A 16531-nucleotide genomic window follows, 5' to 3' on the forward strand; every position below is an offset into this window, starting at 1 on the left:
GACGCCGAACCGGGAGAAGCGCGTAGCGATCCGGGGCGTCCGCCGGCCCACAGCTACCGGCATGCGCATCCGACCGCTGCCGAGTGCGGCTCGGACCGGCCCGGGCCCCGGAAGGGCTCTTTGCCAACCCTAATGGGGGCGGGGGCCGCCCCGGGCCCCGTCACCGGGCCTGCTCGGTGATTCCGGGACGGGAAGGGTGGCTGACAGGAAGCCCTGCCCGGCAGTGGACTGACGGGACGCCCCCGGACACTCCACCGACCCCGCTCGACTCGAACCCCGCCCCCGGCACCCCGGTCGACCTCACCGACACCGCCCGGCCCGGGCCCCGCCCCCGGCACCCCCGACCGCCCCCTCCGACCCCGAGCACCAAAGCCCCGCCCCCCGCCACCCCCGCAGAGAGCTTCAGTGCGTCGGCAGTCTTCCCGCTTCCTCCGCCAGAGCGGCCAGGATCGGGGCGATGAGGGGGTGGGATTCCGCGCCGCGGCGGGTTGCCGCGAAGACCCGTCGGGTGGGCGCCGACCCCGATACCGGGCGGACCTGGACCTCCTTGAGGTCCATGCCCCGGAGCGCCGAGCGCGGGACCAGGGCCACCCCCGCCCCCGCCCCCACCAGTGCCGTCACCGCGCGGAAGTCGTCCGAGGAGTGCACGAACCGGGGCTGGAAGCCCGCCAGTTCGCAGGCGAGCAGGGTCACGTCATGGCACGGGTTCCCGGGGTACTGCCCCACCCAGTCGGCATCGGAGAGGTCCGCCAGCGGGACTTCGGGGAGGTCGGCGAGGGGATGTCCGGAGGGGAGCACCGCGTCGAAGGGCTCCGCGTACAGCGGGAGCACCGACAGGCGGCCGTCGTCGGCGCCCGGGGCACCGCGGTACTCGACCGCCAGCGCGAGATCTGCTTCGCCGTCGAGCAGCAGCGGTAGGCTCTGGTCGCCTTCGGCGTCCCGGACGCGCAGGCGGATGCCCGGATGGTCACGGGCCAGGCGGGCGATCGCGGGGGCGAGGACCTCGGCGATGCCGGTCGCGAAGGCGGCCACGGTGACCTCGCCCGCCGCGCCTCCCGCGTAGGCCGCGAGCTCGGCTTCGGCGCGCTCCAGTTGGGCGAGGACCTCGTGGGCGTGCCCGAGCAGGATCTCGCCGGCCGCGGTGAGCCGTACGCCGCGGCCGCTGCGGGTCAGGAGCGCGTGCCCGGTCTCCTGTTCCAGCGCCGCGAGCTGCTGGGAGACGGCGGACGGGGTGAGGTACAGGGCTGCGGCCGCGGCGGTCACCGTACGGTGGTCCGCCACGGCCCGCAAGATGCGCAGCCGGCGGGGGTCGATCACACCACCATTCTCGCAGGTGGAGCAGCCCGCCCAACCGCCCGGACCGGTCCGCCGCCCGGTCGGCTCCGGCCGGGCGGCCCGGTCGGGCCCGGACGGTCCGCCAGGCCCGAGTCCACTCGGCCGACCGGGCCGATCAGGCGTGGCCGTGAGGCCGTCCACCGGCACGGCCGGCAAGGCCGGACGCCGCCCGGGGCGCCGCCGCCCGGACTCCTCAGGCCTCCGAGGCCTTCAGGGCCGTCCGTGCGTCGATGAAGGCCGCCACCGCGCGTTCCACGTCCGCCGTGGAGTGGGCCGCCGAGAGCTGGACCCGGATGCGGGCCGCGCCCATCGGGACCACCGGGTAGGAGAAGCCGATCACGTACACGCCGCGTTCCAGGAGCAGCTCGGCCATCTTGGCGGCCTCGGCCGCGTCGCCGATCATCACCGGGGCGATGGCGTGGTCGCCCGGGAGGATCTCGAAGCCGGCCTCGGTCATCTTCGTGCGGAAGAGCGCGGTGTTGGCGGCGAGCCGCTCGCGCAGGTCGCCCGCCGACTCCAGCAGGTCCAGGACCTTCAGGGAGGCCGCGGCGATGACCGGGGCGAGGGAGTTGGAGAAGAGGTAGGGGCGCGAGCGCTGGCGCAGCAGCTCGACGATCTCGGTGCGGGCCGCGACGTAACCGCCGGAGGCGCCGCCGAGGGCCTTGCCGAGGGTGCCGGTGATGATGTCGATGCGGTCCATGACGCCGTGCAGTTCCGGCGTGCCGCGGCCGCCGGGGCCGACGAAGCCGACGGCGTGCGAGTCGTCGACCATGACCATGGCGTCGTAGCGCTCGGCCAGGTCGCAGATCTCGGCGAGCGGGGCGACGTAGCCGTCCATGGAGAACACGCCGTCGGTGACGATCAGCTTCCGGCGGGCGCCGCCCTCGGTGGCTTCCTTCAGGCGGGCTTCGAGTTCGGCCATGTCGCGGTTGGCGTACCGGAAGCGGCGGGCCTTGGACAGGCGGATGCCGTCGATGATCGAGGCGTGGTTGAGGGCGTCGGAGATCACCGCGTCCTCGGCGCCGAGCAGGGTTTCGAAGACGCCGCCATTGGCGTCGAAGCAGGAGGAGTAGAGGATCGTGTCCTCCTGGCCGAGGAAGGAGGACAGGCGTGCCTCCAGCTCCTTGTGCACCTCCTGAGTACCGCAGATGAAGCGGACCGAGGCCATGCCGTAGCCCCAGCGGTCGAGCGCGTCCTTGGCGGCGGCGACGACCTCGGGGTGGTCGGCCAGGCCCAGGTAGTTGTTGGCGCAGAAGTTGAGGACCTCACCGGGGGCGCCGCCGGCGGTCACCGCGACGGCCGCGTTCTGCGGGGTGCCGATGACGCGCTCGGGCTTGTGCAGGCCCGCGGCGCGGATCTCGTCGAGGGTGGTGCGCAGGTCCTCGCGGACGGTCTCGAACATGGTGCGGTGCTCGCTTTCTCCTGGTGCGCGGTGGCAGAGGAAGGAGGGGGCCGGGCCCCGCGGAGGGGGAGGGTGGGCGGGGCCCGGCCGGAGGGAAATGGTCTGCGGGCGTCGGCCGGTGTCTGCCGGCGTCGGCGGGAGGGGCGTGGAGCGGCGGGTTACGCCGTCCAGTCCAGGATGATCTTGCCGCTGCGGGCGGTGGCGGCCTCGTCGAACGCGGCGTCGAAGTCCCGGTGCGAGTAGCGGCCCGTGATGACGGGGCTGAGGTCGAGCCCGCCCTCCAGCAGCACGGTCATCGCGTACCAGGTCTCGAACATCTCGCGGCCGTAGATGCCCTTGATCGTGATCATCGAGGTGACGACCTTCGCCCAGTCCACCGCGAACTCTTGGGCGGGCAGGCCCAGCATGGCGATCCGGCCGCCGTGCGTCATGTTGTCGATCATGTCGCGCATCGCCTCGCCGCGGCCGGACATCTCCAGGCCGATGTCGAAGCCCTCGCGCAGGCCCAGCTGCGCCTGGGCGTCGGCGATCGTCGCCTTGGAGACGTCGAGGGCGAGGGTGGCGCCGGCCTTGCGGGCGATCTCCAGGCGCTCGGGGCTGACGTCGGTGATGACGACGTTGCGCGCACCGGCGTGCCGGGCCACGGCCGCCGCCATGATCCCGATCGGGCCGGCGCCGGTGATCAGCACGTCCTCGCCGACCAGCGGGAACGACAGGGCGGTGTGGACGGCGTTGCCGAACGGGTCGAAGATCGCCGCCACGTCCAGGTCGACGGCGGTCCGGTGCACCCACACGTTCTGCGCGGGCAGGACGACGTACTCGGCGAAGGCGCCGTCGCGCCCGACGCCGAGGCCGACCGTGCTGCGGCACAGGTGGCGGCGTCCGGCCAGGCAGTTGCGGCACTTGCCGCACACCAGGTGCCCCTCGCCGCTGACGAGTGCGCCGATCTCGATGTCGCGGACGTCAGCGCCGAGCGCGGCGACTTCGCCCACGAACTCGTGGCCGAGCACGAGCGGGGTCTTGACCGCGCCCTGCGCCCAGCCGTCCCAGGAGCGGATGTGCAGGTCCGTGCCGCAGATCCCGGTGCGCAGCACCTTGATCAGCACGTCGCCGGGGCCGTACTCGGGCTCGGGGACGTCCATGAGCCACAGCCCGGGCTCGGCCTTGTGCTTGACGAGTGCCTTCATGGGGGTGGCTCCAGGCATGCGGAGGGAACGTTGCGACCACGGGGACGGGTGCGACGTATCGACAGGGACCAATCTGCCGAGCGCGGAGGTGATCAGTCCATCGAGGATTTCTTAAGCGGGTCGACAGCCCAGCTTCACGCCTATGCTCCTCACGTGAAGGGCTGTGGCCTGGGCAGGGGCCCGCGGCCGGGGCAGGGAATGGGGAGGTGGGGGCGTGCCGAGTCTGCGCAGCAGGGCGTTGTCGGTCGCGCTGATCGCGGCGGGACGGCGAAGACGGTTCGCGAGTGCCGAGGCGGTACGCGCACGGGTGGCCGAGTCGGCGCGCCGGCCGGCGTCGCACCTGCCGCCGCGCTCACTGGGCCGGGTCGCCGAGGTCTCCCGCACCTTCGTCGGTGCCTGGCCGGTGTACGACGCCTCGCCGCGCGGGATCGAGCCCGCGGCGCAGGTCCTGTACGTGCACGGCGGCGGGTACATCAACGAGCTGGAGCGACCGCACTGGTCGATGATCCGTACCCTGGTCACGGAGGCGGCGGCCCGGGTCGTCGTACCGGCGTACATACTTGCCCCGCGCGGGACGGCCGACCGGACGGTTCCGGTGGCCGCGGACCTGCTCAGCGGGTTGATCGCGAGCGGCGGAGCGGGCGGCACCGTGCTCATCGGGGACGCGGCGGGCGCCGGGTTGGCGCTGGCCGCCGCCCAGCGGCTGCGCGACCGTACGGGGGCGCAGCCGTCGCGGATCGTGCTGATATCGCCCTGGCTGGACCTGACCATGAGCCACCCGGACCAGGCGGCGATCGAGGCTGCCGACCCGGTGCAGGCCCGGCCGGGGCTGCTGGAGGCCGGTCGGCTGTACGCGGGCACGCTGGCCACGGACGACCCTCGGGTGAGCCCCCTGCACGGAGCTTTCTCGGGGCTGGCGCCGATGACGGTGTTCACGGGCACCCGGGACGTGCTGACCACCGACAGCCGGGAGCTGCTGCGCCGGGCGCGTGCGGACGGGGTCGACGTGGAGTTCCACGAGGAGCCGGGGCTGCCGCACGGGTACCCGTTGCTGCCGGTGCCCGAGGGGCGGGCGGCCCGGGACCGGATCGTGGAGCTGATCAGGTCCGCCGCCGACGACGAGTGACGGAGGGCCGGGCCGCCTGTCGTGCGGTGGGTTCGGCCGGCGGGCGTCCGGTGCGCCCGGCCGGCTGGTGGGCCGTCATGCCGTGCAGGTCATCAGCGAGCTGATCGGCCAGGCGCGGTAGGCGGTCCAGTACGCCTCGTCGCGGGCGCCGTCGGCGGGCGGGGTCCGGTTCGGCTGCCAGCCGACCGTGGAGAAGCCCGCTTCGACGGCGGCCTCGGCGAAGTCGGCGTGCGCCCATTCGCGGAATTCGAAGTCGACCGAGGGCTGGGTCAGGAACTGGGCCTTCAGCAGCGGCGCGTCGCCCTCGTGGACGCGGTCGACGATCCGGACCCCGTACGGCGACCAGTCGACCTGCGGGAACGCGCCGGCGTTGGGCACGATGGCCAGCAGGCGGCCGCCGTCGCGCAGGTTGGCGCGGATCGAGCGGAACATGGCGTGCAGGGCGGACCGGTCGGTGGCGTAGTTGAACAGGTAGACGGCGGTGGCCAGGTCGAAGGGGCCCATCTGCGGCAGTTTGGCCGCGTCGGCGACCACGTACTCGATCGACGCGGCGGGGGCGGGTGCGCCGTCCCGGGGTGCGGCCCCTCCGGCCGCGGCCGCGGTGCCGCCGTCGGCGGTTTCGCCGCCGTCCGCGGTTTCGCCGCCGTCCGCGGAACCCCCGGCCCCCACGGGAGCAGGCGTGCCGGCGGGGCCCACCGCGCCTTCCAGGGTGGCCACGTCGTCCGCGCCGATCACGCCGTGGGCGCGGGCGAGCCGGATCATCTCCTCCGAGGTGTCCACGCCGACGGCCCGCCGGGCGCCGCCGCGGGCCAGCAGCCGCGTGTTGTAGCCGTATCCGCAGGCCAGGTCGAGGGTGTCGAGCCCGCGGACCCCGCCGAGCGCGTCGAGGGCGCCGAGCAGGGTGTGGGTGTCGGCCGCCGAGTAGGCCGCCGTGGACTTCGACGCCACGAAGCGCTCGCCGATGGTGTGGTGCTGGAACCGCATGCTCTGCCTTCCGTGGCGGGGTGGGACGCGTGCGTATCGTGCCCCGGAGCGCGGTCGCGAGGGCCGCGTGCGGCGGCCGGTCCCCCGGACGGGGGAGGCGTTCGGGTCAGTGCGTACGGCGTACGGGGTGTGCGACGGCCGCCGGGAGCAGCTCGCGGGCGCAGTCGCGCAGCCAGGCATGGGCCGGGTCGGCGTCGTGGCGCGGGTGCCAGGCGATGCCGAAGGGCAGCGGCGGCAGGTCAAGCGGTACCTCGAACGCCTCCAGCCCCAGTTCGGCGGCGAGCGGCACGGCCTGTGAGGCGATCAGACCGACGAGGTCGCTCTGGCGCAGGAGGAACAGGGAGGCGGGGTAGGAGCCGACGCAGCCGACCACTCGCCGGGTCAGGCCCAGTTCGGCGAGGGCGGTGTCCACTGGGCCTTCCAGCCGGCCGCGCCGGGAGACGATGAGGTGTTCGGCGGCGGCGAACCGGCTCGGGGTGATCCGGCCCCGCAGTAGCGGGTGGCCGGCGCGGGCGACGCCCAGCATGCGTTCGTCGCAGAGGTGCTCGACGCGCACCTCTGGGGTGCGGCTGTCCACGACGCCGAGTTCGAGGTCGGCGATGCCTTCGCGCAGGGCCGGGACGTCGACGTGGCTCTCCGACAGGAAGCGCAGCCGGACGCCGGGCGCTTCACCGGCCACCCGGGAGAAGAGGGTGGCCCCGAAGGTGGCGGCGAAGGCGTCGTGGGCGAGGACGGTGAAGGTGCGGGTGAGGGTGGTCAGGTCGACCTGTCCGCCCGTCAGGAACAGGGCGCGGGCCCGTTCCACGACGGCCCGGACCTCGCCGTGGACGGCGAGGGCGTGCGGGGTCGGGACCATGTTCCGCCCGGCGCGGACGAGTACGGGATCACCGAGGGCCTTGCGGATCCGGCCGAGGGTGCGGCTCATGGCGGGTTCGGACAGGTGCAGGCGGGCGGCCGCGCGGGACACGCTCGACTCCTCCAGGAGGACGTCCAGGGCGACGAGGAGATTGAGGTCCAGCCCGGATTGCGTCACGCGCATTCATCCCTTGCAGAACTTGCACTGGAAAGCAGGTCACGCCAACCCTACGGTGAAGCACGGGGGATGACACCGACCGCGATGACGCCGGCCGCGCCCCTCGCCGCACCCCACCGCTTCACCGACTCCGAGGAGGAGCCGTGCTCCGCCATGCCCGCAAGCCGGACGCCGCAACTGCTGCCGCAGGACCCGCGGCAGGAACCGCCGCCGGACCCGCCGCGTCACCATCCGCATCGCCGCCCGCGCCACCATCCGCAGGTCCGGCCGCAGGTCCGGCCGCAGGTCCGGCCGCCCCGGCGCGCGCCGCCCTCACCCGGCCCGTACTGCTCGTGCTGTGCGCCTGCGTGCTCGTCGCGCAGGCCATGGTCGCCGCCGTCAACCTGCTGATCCCGCAGCTCGCCGCGTCCGCCCTGCACCCGAGCCCCGGCCAACTCGTGTGGTCGGTCGACGCGTACGTCATCGTCTTCGCCGCGCTGCTGATCCCGGCGGGCGCGCTGGGCGACCGGTACGGCCGCAAGGGCGCCCTGCTGGCCGGGCTCGGGCTGTTCGCCGCCGGCGGGGCGGTCAGCGCGCTCGCCGGGGCCCCGGCGGTGCTCATCGCCGGGCGCGGGCTGTGCGGGGCCGGTGCGGCCCTGATCATGCCCGCCACCATGTCCGTACTGGTCCACCTGAGCCCACCCGAGCGCCGCGGCCAGGTGCTGGCGACGTGGACGCTGGCCGCCGGCCTCGGGGGCCTGACGGGCAACGTCGGGGGCGGCCTGGCCGGGGAGTACCTGACCTGGCGGGCGCTGTTCTGGGCGGTCGTCCCGCTCGGCGTGCTGCTCGCCCTCGCCGTCGCCCGTACCGTCCCCCGCACGCCGGCCCGGTCCGACGCCTCCGTCGACCCCCTCGGCGCGGTGCTGCTGGCCGGGGCTCTGCTCGCGGTCGTCTACGGGATCATCGAGGGGCCCTCGTACGGCTGGGCCTCGGCAGCGGTGCTGACCGCCTTCGGGACCGGAGCGGTGCTGCTCGCCGCGTTCACCGGTCACGCGCTGCGCGCCGCGCGCCCGCTGCTGGACCCCCGGATCTTCGCTTCGCGCAAGCTGCGCGCCGGAGCACTGGGCATCGGAGCCGGCTTCTTCGGCCTGTTCTCCCTGTTCTTCGTCAACGCCCAGTACCTCCAGTACGCGAAGGGCTTCTCGCCGGCCCGGGCGGGCCTGGCGATCGTCCCGCTCACCATCGGCATGGCGCTCGTGCCGAAGCTGGGCGCCCGACTGGCGGAGCGGACGGGGCCGCGGCTGCCGGTCGGCGCCGGGCTGGGCCTGATCGGTGTCGGGCTGCTGCTGGTCGCCACCGTCGACGCGGGCACCCCGTACCCGCTGTACGCCTGCTACCTGCTGGCGCTGTCGATCGGGACGGGCCTGTGCGCGCCCTCTCTGACCCTGACCGTCGTCGCCGAGCTGCCCGCGCACCAGGCCGGGCTGGGTTCCGGGCTGAACACCGCGGCCCGGGAGATCGGCGCCGCGCTGGGGGTGGCGGTGGTCGGCACGGTGCTGGCTTCCCGGTTCCACGGCGATCCGCGGGATCCGGCGCAGATCGGCGCGTTCACGGACGCGATGGGGGTCGCCCTCACCACGGTGGCCGCGGTGCTGCTGGTGGCGGCGGTCGCAGTGGTGGTGGGCTACCGGAACGGCGGCGGCGCGCGACGCGGCCGTTCCCGGGATGCAGTTCCCGACGCCGGGGGCGCATCCTGACTGTGTGACGGCGAGACCGGACAGCAGCGGCCCCGCCAGCGACGCCTCGGCCCGGGAGCTCGCACGGGCCGCCGTCGATGCGGTGCAGGCCGTCGGCGGGTTTGCGGGCGGGGTCTACCTGCGCTCCGGAGCCGAGGGTCCGCTGTTGCTGGCCGTGCTCACGGGGCTGCCGGGACGGCTGTTCCGCCCGTGGTGGCGGATGCACGTGAACCGCCCCTACCCGGTCGCCGAGGCCTACCGCTCCGGACAGCCGGTGCACCTGCCCGACGCGGACGCCGCCATGCGGCGCTTCCCCCAGATGATGGCCGGGCTGCCGTTCCCCTTCGGGTCGGTGTACGAGCCCGTCATGGCCGGGGCGCACCGGTTCGGGGTGCTGTTCGTACTGCGCCCCGCGACCCCCGGGGGCAGGGTCGACGCCGTCGACCGCGAGCGGCTGCGCTCCGCCGCGGACGGGCTGGGCGCGAGCCTCGCCGCGCTCGCCTCGGCCGGGGACCCGGTGACGTGGACGGGCGATCCGGTGTGCGTACCGCCGCCGGACACCGCGCAGGGTGCGCGCGAGGCCGTGGAGCGGCTCTCGCTGGCGCTGCTCTCGATGGACCGCGGCGGCAGGATCCGCTACGTCAACCGGGCGGCCGCCGTTCTGCTGGGGCTGGGTGCGCCGGAGCTGCGCGGGCGGGTGGTGTGGGAGGCGGTGCCCTGGTTGGGGCAGCCCGCGTACGAGGACCACTTCCGCAGGGTGTTCATGTCCGCGCAGCCGGTGCGCTTCCCGGCGCGGCGCGGCCGGCAGCAGAGCGGGGACTGGGTGACGGTGGCCCTGTACCCGAGCCCTGACGGGGTGACGGTCACGATCGGCCCGGCCGATCCGCCCGTGTACCCGCCCGGGTCGGCCGTCCGGGCGGGCACGGGACTCGATTCACCGGCCGACCGGGCTTCGGCGCTGTACCGGCCGGTGGCGTTGGCGATCGCGCTGACGGAGGCGGTCACGGCCCGGCAGGTGTCGGCCGTGGTCACCCAGGAGCTGCTGCCCGCGTTCGGCGGCCGGCAGCTGGCGATCTACCTGCTCAACGAGCGGCACCTGCACCTGGCGTGGGAGACGGGTTTCCCGCAGGGCTTCTTGGACCGGTTCGACGGGGTGGCACTCGACGCCCGGCTGCCGGGCGTGGAGACGCTGACCACGGGCCGGCCGATGTTCTTCGAGTCGATGGAGCACTTGGCCGCCGCCTATCCGGGGATCCCGCTGGACGCCCACGTGGGGGCGCGCGCGTTCCTGCCGCTGATCGCGTCGGGGCGGCCGGTGGGTTCGTGCATCCTCGGCTTCGACGCGCCGCGCGGGTTCAGCCCGGAGGAGCGTACGGTGCTGACCGCGCTGGCCGGGCTGATCGCGCAGGCCCTGGAGCGGGCGCAGCGTTACGACTCCGAGGCGGCGCTGGCCCGCGGACTGCAGGCGGCGCTGCTGCCGCACCGGCTGCCGGTGCGCGAAAACGTGCAGACGGTGGGACGGTACCTGCCCGGTACCCAGGGCATGGACGTCGGCGGGGACTGGTACGACGTGGTCGAGACGACCGATGGCCTGCTGGCGCTGGTGATCGGGGACGTCCAGGGCCACGGGGTGGCGGCCGCCGCGACGATGGGACAGCTGCGCAGCGCGGTACGGGCCTTCACGCTCGGCGGGAGTCCGCCGGAGCAGGTGGTGGCGGGGACGAACCGGCTGCTGATCGATCTGGATCCGGGGCAGTTCGCCAGCTGCTGCTACGTGCTGCTCGACCCGGTGTCGGGCCGGGCGCGAGCGGTGCGGGCCGGGCACCCCCAGCCGCTGCTGCGGCACGCGGACGGGCGGGCCGAGGTGCTGGACCTGCCGGGCGGGATGGTGCTCGGCATCGATGCGGACGCCTCGTACCCGGTGACGGAGCTGCGGCTGGCACCCGGTGCGGTGTTCGCCCTCTACACCGACGGGCTGGTCGAGGAGGCGGGCGAGGACATCGACCTGGGGGTGGAGCGGCTGCGGGCGGCGCTGGCCGCGGCCCGGCCGTCGCCGCTGACGGAGCTGGCCGACCGGCTCGTCGGCGAGGCGGGGGACTTCGCGGACCGGCCGGACGACATCGCGCTGCTGCTGGCCTCGCGGACGAAGGGGGCTCCCGCCGCGAGCGCGACCGGCGCGGCTTGAGCCCGGGAGGATCTTGCGGGGGTGCCCACCCCTTGGGCAAGTGGTGTCGCTGGGAGCACATGTCGGCAAAGCGGAAGAAAATTTGCCTACGTGCCGCTGCGGTTCCCGCACCTGGTCTCTGCGCAGCGTTTACGCGGCCTTAACACCGCCTTGGGCCTGCCGCAGCCCACCAGCACGATGGAATCCGCAGCAGGAGAGCTATTGACCTGCGGATCTCGCAGGGTTTCGATGTCGGCCCGGGAGCCACTGAACCACGCTGCTCACCACCGCCTCGGAGGCGATACCGCTCCCGCACCTCAGTTCACCGCACCAGCCGATCGGAACCCCGCACCGATGTCTGAAACGATCAGTGCCCCTCAGGCCCTCGCCCCCGCCACCGGGCCCGTCCCCCAGAAGCTCAAGCGTTCCATCGGCGTCGTCGGCGGGACACTGCTGACGCTGTCGTGCGTGACGCCGGCCTCGACCCTGTTCGTCGTCGTGCCCGACCTGTTCGCCAGCCTCGGCACGTGGACCGCCCTCACGATCGCCATCGGCTCGCTGCTCTGCATCGGCGTCGCGTTCTGCTATTCCGAGCTCGGCACCCTGATCCCCAGCGCCGGCGGCGAGTACGCCATGGTGTCGACCATGGCGGGCCGGCTGGCCGGCTGGCTGGTGTTCGTCCTCTCGCTGCTGGTCGTGATGATCGTGCCGCCCGTGATCGCAATGGGCACCGCCGACTACCTGGCGCCGATCGTGCACATACCGGCCCCGGTCGCGGGTGGCGGCGTGATGCTGCTCGCCACCCTCGCCGGCCTGCTCGACCTGCGGGCCAACGCCTGGATCACCGGCATCTTCCTGGTGCTGGAGGTGGTCGCCGCCGCGCTGGTCGCCGTACTGGGCTTCGTGCACAGCGAGCGGGGCGCCGGCGCGCTGGTGCACGGCACGGTCGCGACCGAGGGCGGCGGTACGTCCACGGTGACCGCGATGATGGTCGTCTCCGGCCTCGCCATCGCCCTGTTCATCACCCAGGGCTTCTCGACCGCGGTCTACCTCTCGGAGGAGCTGGAGAACCCGCGGCGCAACGTCGCCCGCACGGTGCTGGCCACCCTCGCGATCTCCACGGCCGTCATCCTGGTCCCGGTCATCGCCATCACCGTCGGCGCCCCCGACCTGTCCGCGCTCGCCGAGGGCGACCTCGGCGGGATGGTCACCGCCTGGTCCAACTCGGCCGTCGGCACCTTCGTCAGCCTCTGCGTCGCTCTCGCCATCATCAACGCGGGCATCGTCATGGTGATCCAGAACTCCCGGGTGCTGTTCGCCTCCGCCCGTGACAAGGCCTGGCCCGAGCCGGTCAACCAGGCGCTGTCCAAGCTCGGCCGCTTCGGCTCCCCGTGGGTGGCCACCCTCTTGGTCGGCGTCCCGGGCGCGGCCCTGTGCTTCGTCAACCTCGACACCCTGTACGGGGTCACCGGGGTCTCGGTGACCGCCATGTACCTGCTGGTCGCCGTGGCCGCGCTGTTCGCCCGGCGCGGGGCGCACCGCGAGGTGACCGCCTGGCGCATGCCGCTGTGGCCGGCGGTTCCGATCGCGCTGATCGCGGTACTCGGCTACATCCTGACCCAGCAGGAGACCCAGTACCTGCTGTGGACCGGCGGGATCACCGCCGTGGCCACGCTCTACTGGGCGCTGTACCTGCGGCCGCGGCAGGACACCCGCTGGCTGGTCAGCATCCCGGAGGACGGCGAGTCCGCCGCCGTCTGACCGCGCTGCGGCACGGGCCCACGGGGTCATCGGCATGGGCATGGGCGTCGGCATCCACAGGGGTCAGTTCCCGTCGGCCCCGTCCATGCTGATGACGACCTTGCCGAAGGGAGCGCCCGTCGCGTACTCGCGGTAGGCCGTGCGGGCCTCCTCGAAGGGGTGCACCCGGTCGATGACCGGGCGCAGCCCGTGGGCGGCCACCGCGCGGTTCATGTCCTCGAAGCGGGTGCGGCTGCCGACGAACACCCGGCGGATCGTGGCGAGGCTCGACGCGTACGCCGCGTTCGAGATCTCGATGCCGGCCCCGGCGGCGCTGCCGGTGGTCAGCAGGGCGACCTGTCCGTACAGGGCACTGGCCCGGACCGACTGTTCGATGGTCTCGGGGCCGCCCGTCTCGACGACGAGGTCGGCGCCGAGGCCGCCGGTGAGCTCCCGTACGGAGCTGCCCCAGTCGGGGCTCTGCCGGTAGTCGACGACCTCGTCGGCACCGAGCGCCTTGAGCCGGTCCGCCTTGTCGGCGCTGGAGGTGGTCGACACCACGCGGCAGCCGAGGAGTTTCGCGAACTGCACGGCGAAGAGGGCGACCGGGCCGGTTCCGAGGGTCAGTACGGTCTGGCCGGGCAGCAGCGGTTCGCCGCCGGTCAGCGCGCTCCAGGCGGTGACCCCGGCGCAGGGCAGGGTGGCCGCTTCCTCCCAGGTCAGGTGGTCCGGGACGCGCACCGCCCACTGTTCGTCGAGTACGGCGTACTCGGTGAGCATCCCGTCGAGGGTGCAGCCGGGCTGGTCGAAGGCGTCGGGGGTGATCCGGCCGGTGCGCCAGCGCGGGAAGTACGCGCAGGAGACGCGGTCGCCCACCGCGAACCGGGTCACGGCCTCCCCGACGGCGACCACCTCGCCGGCGCCGTCGCTGAGCGGCACGACGCCTGGTACGGCGGGCAGCGGGTAGCGCCGGTCGAGGATCAGCAGGTCCCGCTTGTTGAGGGAGGCGGCCCGGACGGCGACGACGATGGCGGTGGGGCCGGCCGGCTCCGGCCGGGGTCCGCCGGAGTCGCGCGGCACGATTCCCTCGATGCCGCCGAATGCTTCCAGGTGGTACGAGCGCATTGCGTCCTCCGCTGCCGTGGGTGCGAGCCGTTGCGCTGCCGAGCTTCCGGCGCCGGGGACACGCCCGGCAATTCCCTGCGGGGAATGGCGGGGTCCGGCCGGCGGCGGCTAGAAAGGGCGCATGGCCCCCACTGCTGCCGCCTCTGCCACCGCGCCCACCCCGTTCGCCCGAGAAGTGCGCCGGCGGCGGGCACTGCGCCGGATGAGCCAGCTCGAACTGGCCACCCTGGCCGGAACCACTCAGCGGCACCTCAGCTTTATCGAGAGCGGCCGCTCCACGCCGGGGCGGGCGATGGTGGTCCGGCTCTCCGAATCCCTCGGGCTGACGTTGCGGGAGCGCAACTCGATGCTGCTGAGCGCCGGATACGCGCCGGCGTACGCGGAGTCACCGCGGGAGTCGGCCGCCGTCGGGCCGGCCATGGAGGCCCTGCGGTCGATCCTGACCGGGCACCTTCCGTACCCGGCGGTGGTCGCCGGTCCGCGCGGTGAACTCGTCCTGGCGAACGCCGCGTTCGGGGTCCTGACCGAGGGCGCGGCCGCCCACCTGCTCGCGCCGCCGGTGAACGTGCTGCGGATCGCGCTGCACCCCGAGGGCATGGCGCCGCGGGTGGTGAACCTCGCGGCGTGGGGGCGGCACATCACGGAGAGCCTACGCGCCCGGGCCACCGCCCACCCCGACCCCGAACTCGACTCCCTCATCGCCGAGTTGACCGGCTACCTGCCTGCGGCGCCGCCGCCAGGCCCGGACCACCTGGGCTTCGCGGTACCCCTGCGGCTGCGCACCTCCGGGGGCGAGCTCAGGCTCCTGACCACCCTGACGTCGTTCGCCACGGCCGTGGACGTCACCCTGGCCGAGCTCCACCTGGAAGCCTTCCTCCCGGCCGACCCCCAGACCGCCGCCCTCCTCCACCGCCGCGCATCCGCCGCCCCCGCCTGACTAGGGCCAGGGAAGCGGTGAAGCCGGGCGCTGGGGACCCGGCTTCACCGTTCAGTTCTTCATGTCACGACGGCGTGCCGCCTGCCGGAAGGATGTGTCAGATCTTCCACAGCTGGTCGGCGAACTTTGCATCGCAGTCGATCTGCTTGACGACGGCGCCGTTCTCAGGCGTCTGCCACGGCACCCACATACAGCGGTTGCTGGTGAGGTTGCGAATCTGATAGCTGCCGCCGGCGACCGGCTCCATCTTCCACAGCTGATCGGCGAACTTCGCATCACAGTCGATCTGCTTGACGACGGCGCCGTTCTCAGGCGTCTGCCACGGCACCCACATACAGCGGTTGCTGGTGAGGTTGCGAATCTGATAGCTGCCGCCGGCGACCGGCTCCATCTTCCACAGCTGATCGGCGAACTTCGCATCACAGTCGATCTGCTTGACGACCGCACCGCTGTCGGGCGTCTGCCACGGCACCCACGCGCAACGGTTGCTGGTGACGTTCTTGATCGTGGCCGTGGTGAAGCGGACCTGCTTGATCCAGTCCTGGGCCCCGTCGATGCGGGCACCGAAGGCACCGGTCGCGGTCTGGCCGCTGTCGAGGCACCCACCCTGCCACGAGCGGCTGGTGATACCGACCAGAGCGGGCTTGCCGTTCTCAGTACGCACGGCGGGGCCACCGGCGTCGCCCTTGCATACGGTGGCGTTGGCCGGGGTCTTGGCTGTCAGAGCAAAGCCGACCGCATCGATGTTGCTGACGGAGAAGGCGGCTGAATGGAGCTTGGAAGGCGCCCACTCGGTGCCGGTGCGACCGAATCCTGCGACGGTGAGCGCCTCACTGGCCGTCAGCGGTGCGGTCGAGAGCGCGATCGGGGTGACATCCAGGGCGGGCTTGGCCAGGCGCGCCATGACCAGGTCCCGGTCGGTATGGGGAGCGAGTTCAATGATATCGGTGGTGTGGCCGCCGGAGGTGGCCAGGTCGGTGCGGCCGACGGTAACGGTCGTCTTGTCCTTGGGCGCCCCGGCACCAACGGAGGCGAGATCGGCGGGGTTGTCCGCGAAGCAGTTCTTTGCGGTGACCACCCAGTACGGGTCGACCAGAGCCGCGGTGCAGAACCGCTTGCTGTCGCCGACGGTGAGCTTGCCGGCGAAAGCGAGCGTGGTGTCGCCGGAAGGCGCAGGGGCGTTGGCGCTGGCCGGACCGGTGACGCGGATCTCGACCAGAGTGCTCCGCGCACCGCCTATCTGGCCCTCACCAACGCTCGCGTAGCCGTCCTTGGCGATCGTGACGGTCTTCGTTGCGCCGTCAGCCGTCAAGCTGGCGGTCAACGGCTGGTCGGCAGCGTCGATGGCGAACACGCGAGGCAGCTCAAGGGTGAGCAGGCCAGTCGCGGCGCTGGAGGCGAAGCAGTACGTCCCGGCCCGGTTGGCAGCGGGGTCTTCGACGGTCATGACACGAATCTGCTTCGCGTCGGCCTTGCAGTCGGCGAGCGTGATGTTGCCGTCGCCACGGACGAGCTTGATGCCCTTCTGCGCCAGGATCTGGGCCGCTCCGGGGTAGGCACCGTCCTCGGACGCGAATGGCGCGGCGGGCTCGGTGGCAGCGGACGCGAGCGGGGTGGGCACGACGGCGGCGATAGTGAGGGCTGCGACGGGCAGCCATCTGCGTGTACGCACTTGTGATCTTTACTTCCCAGGAAGGCGTCCTCACGCGGAGAACGTGCGCGAGGACTGGTCGGCGAGGAGCAGCGGATTCGCCAGGGCGTGGCACGGGCCGGGATCGCACCG

General features: G+C 73.2%; 12 protein-coding genes. 5 read left to right on the forward strand and 7 right to left on the reverse strand.

The window, feature by feature from the left end:
- Positions 1-402: 402 nt before the first annotated feature.
- The 3 genes from OG974_RS08295 to tdh all read right to left on the reverse strand — a co-directional run bounded on the left by OG974_RS08295 (position 403) and on the right by tdh (position 3924).
- Positions 403-1317, reverse strand: coding sequence for a LysR substrate-binding domain-containing protein (locus tag OG974_RS08295; RefSeq protein WP_327282025.1), 915 nt, complete (start codon positions 1315-1317; stop codon positions 403-405).
- 211 nt (positions 1318-1528) lie between these two features.
- The gene (locus tag OG974_RS08300; RefSeq protein ID WP_327282026.1) at positions 1529-2737 is read right to left on the reverse strand and encodes a glycine C-acetyltransferase; all 1209 of its coding nucleotides are present in this window, start codon (positions 2735-2737) and stop codon (positions 1529-1531) included.
- Between the two features lie 158 nt (positions 2738-2895).
- Positions 2896-3924, reverse strand: coding sequence for an L-threonine 3-dehydrogenase (gene tdh / locus OG974_RS08305; protein WP_327282027.1), 1029 nt, complete (start codon positions 3922-3924; stop codon positions 2896-2898).
- Between the two features lie 214 nt (positions 3925-4138).
- On the opposite strand from tdh, the gene OG974_RS08310 reads away from it, so the two are divergent.
- Positions 4139-5050: an alpha/beta hydrolase gene (locus tag OG974_RS08310; RefSeq protein ID WP_327282028.1), complete on the forward strand. Its 912-nt coding sequence runs from the start codon at positions 4139-4141 to the stop codon at positions 5048-5050.
- A gap of 75 nt (positions 5051-5125) precedes the next feature.
- Here the strand turns inward: OG974_RS08310 and OG974_RS08315 are convergent, their stop codons facing one another.
- Positions 5126-6034: a class I SAM-dependent methyltransferase gene (locus OG974_RS08315; RefSeq protein WP_327282029.1), complete on the reverse strand. Its 909-nt coding sequence runs from the start codon at positions 6032-6034 to the stop codon at positions 5126-5128.
- A 106-nt stretch (positions 6035-6140) separates the two neighbouring features.
- Positions 6141-7073, reverse strand: a complete 933-nt coding sequence (locus OG974_RS08320; RefSeq protein WP_327282030.1) for a LysR family transcriptional regulator — start codon at positions 7071-7073, stop codon at positions 6141-6143.
- Between the two features lie 320 nt (positions 7074-7393).
- Between OG974_RS08320 and OG974_RS08325 the strand changes: the two genes are divergently transcribed.
- The 3 genes from OG974_RS08325 to OG974_RS08335 all read left to right on the forward strand — a co-directional run bounded on the left by OG974_RS08325 (position 7394) and on the right by OG974_RS08335 (position 12707).
- The gene (locus tag OG974_RS08325) at positions 7394-8803 is read left to right on the forward strand and encodes an MFS transporter (protein ID WP_371646760.1); all 1410 of its coding nucleotides are present in this window, start codon (positions 7394-7396) and stop codon (positions 8801-8803) included.
- Positions 8772-10967, forward strand: coding sequence for a SpoIIE family protein phosphatase (locus OG974_RS08330; RefSeq protein WP_371646003.1), 2196 nt, complete (start codon positions 8772-8774; stop codon positions 10965-10967). The genes OG974_RS08325 and OG974_RS08330 overlap by 32 nt, the downstream gene beginning before the upstream one ends.
- Positions 10968-11300: 333 nt before the next feature.
- A complete protein-coding gene (locus tag OG974_RS08335; RefSeq protein ID WP_327282032.1) occupies positions 11301-12707 on the forward strand; it encodes an APC family permease in 1407 nt (468 codons plus the stop codon).
- A gap of 63 nt (positions 12708-12770) precedes the next feature.
- Here OG974_RS08335 and OG974_RS08340 read toward each other — a convergent pair whose 3' ends face one another.
- Positions 12771-13811: an NAD(P)-dependent alcohol dehydrogenase gene (locus OG974_RS08340; protein WP_327282033.1), complete on the reverse strand. Its 1041-nt coding sequence runs from the start codon at positions 13809-13811 to the stop codon at positions 12771-12773.
- Positions 13812-13932: 121 nt separating this feature from the next.
- Between OG974_RS08340 and OG974_RS08345 the strand changes: the two genes are divergently transcribed.
- On the forward strand, positions 13933-14748 hold the full coding sequence (locus OG974_RS08345; RefSeq protein WP_371646006.1) for a helix-turn-helix domain-containing protein: 816 nt from the start codon (positions 13933-13935) through the stop codon (positions 14746-14748).
- Positions 14749-14845: 97 nt separating this feature from the next.
- Here the strand turns inward: OG974_RS08345 and OG974_RS08350 are convergent, their stop codons facing one another.
- On the reverse strand, positions 14846-16369 hold the full coding sequence (locus OG974_RS08350) for a trypsin-like serine protease (RefSeq protein ID WP_371646008.1): 1524 nt from the start codon (positions 16367-16369) through the stop codon (positions 14846-14848).
- Between the last annotated feature and the right edge of the window lie 162 nt (positions 16370-16531).

Source organism: Streptomyces sp. NBC_00597 (assembly GCF_041431095.1).
Lineage (GTDB): Bacteria > Actinomycetota > Actinomycetes > Streptomycetales > Streptomycetaceae > Streptomyces.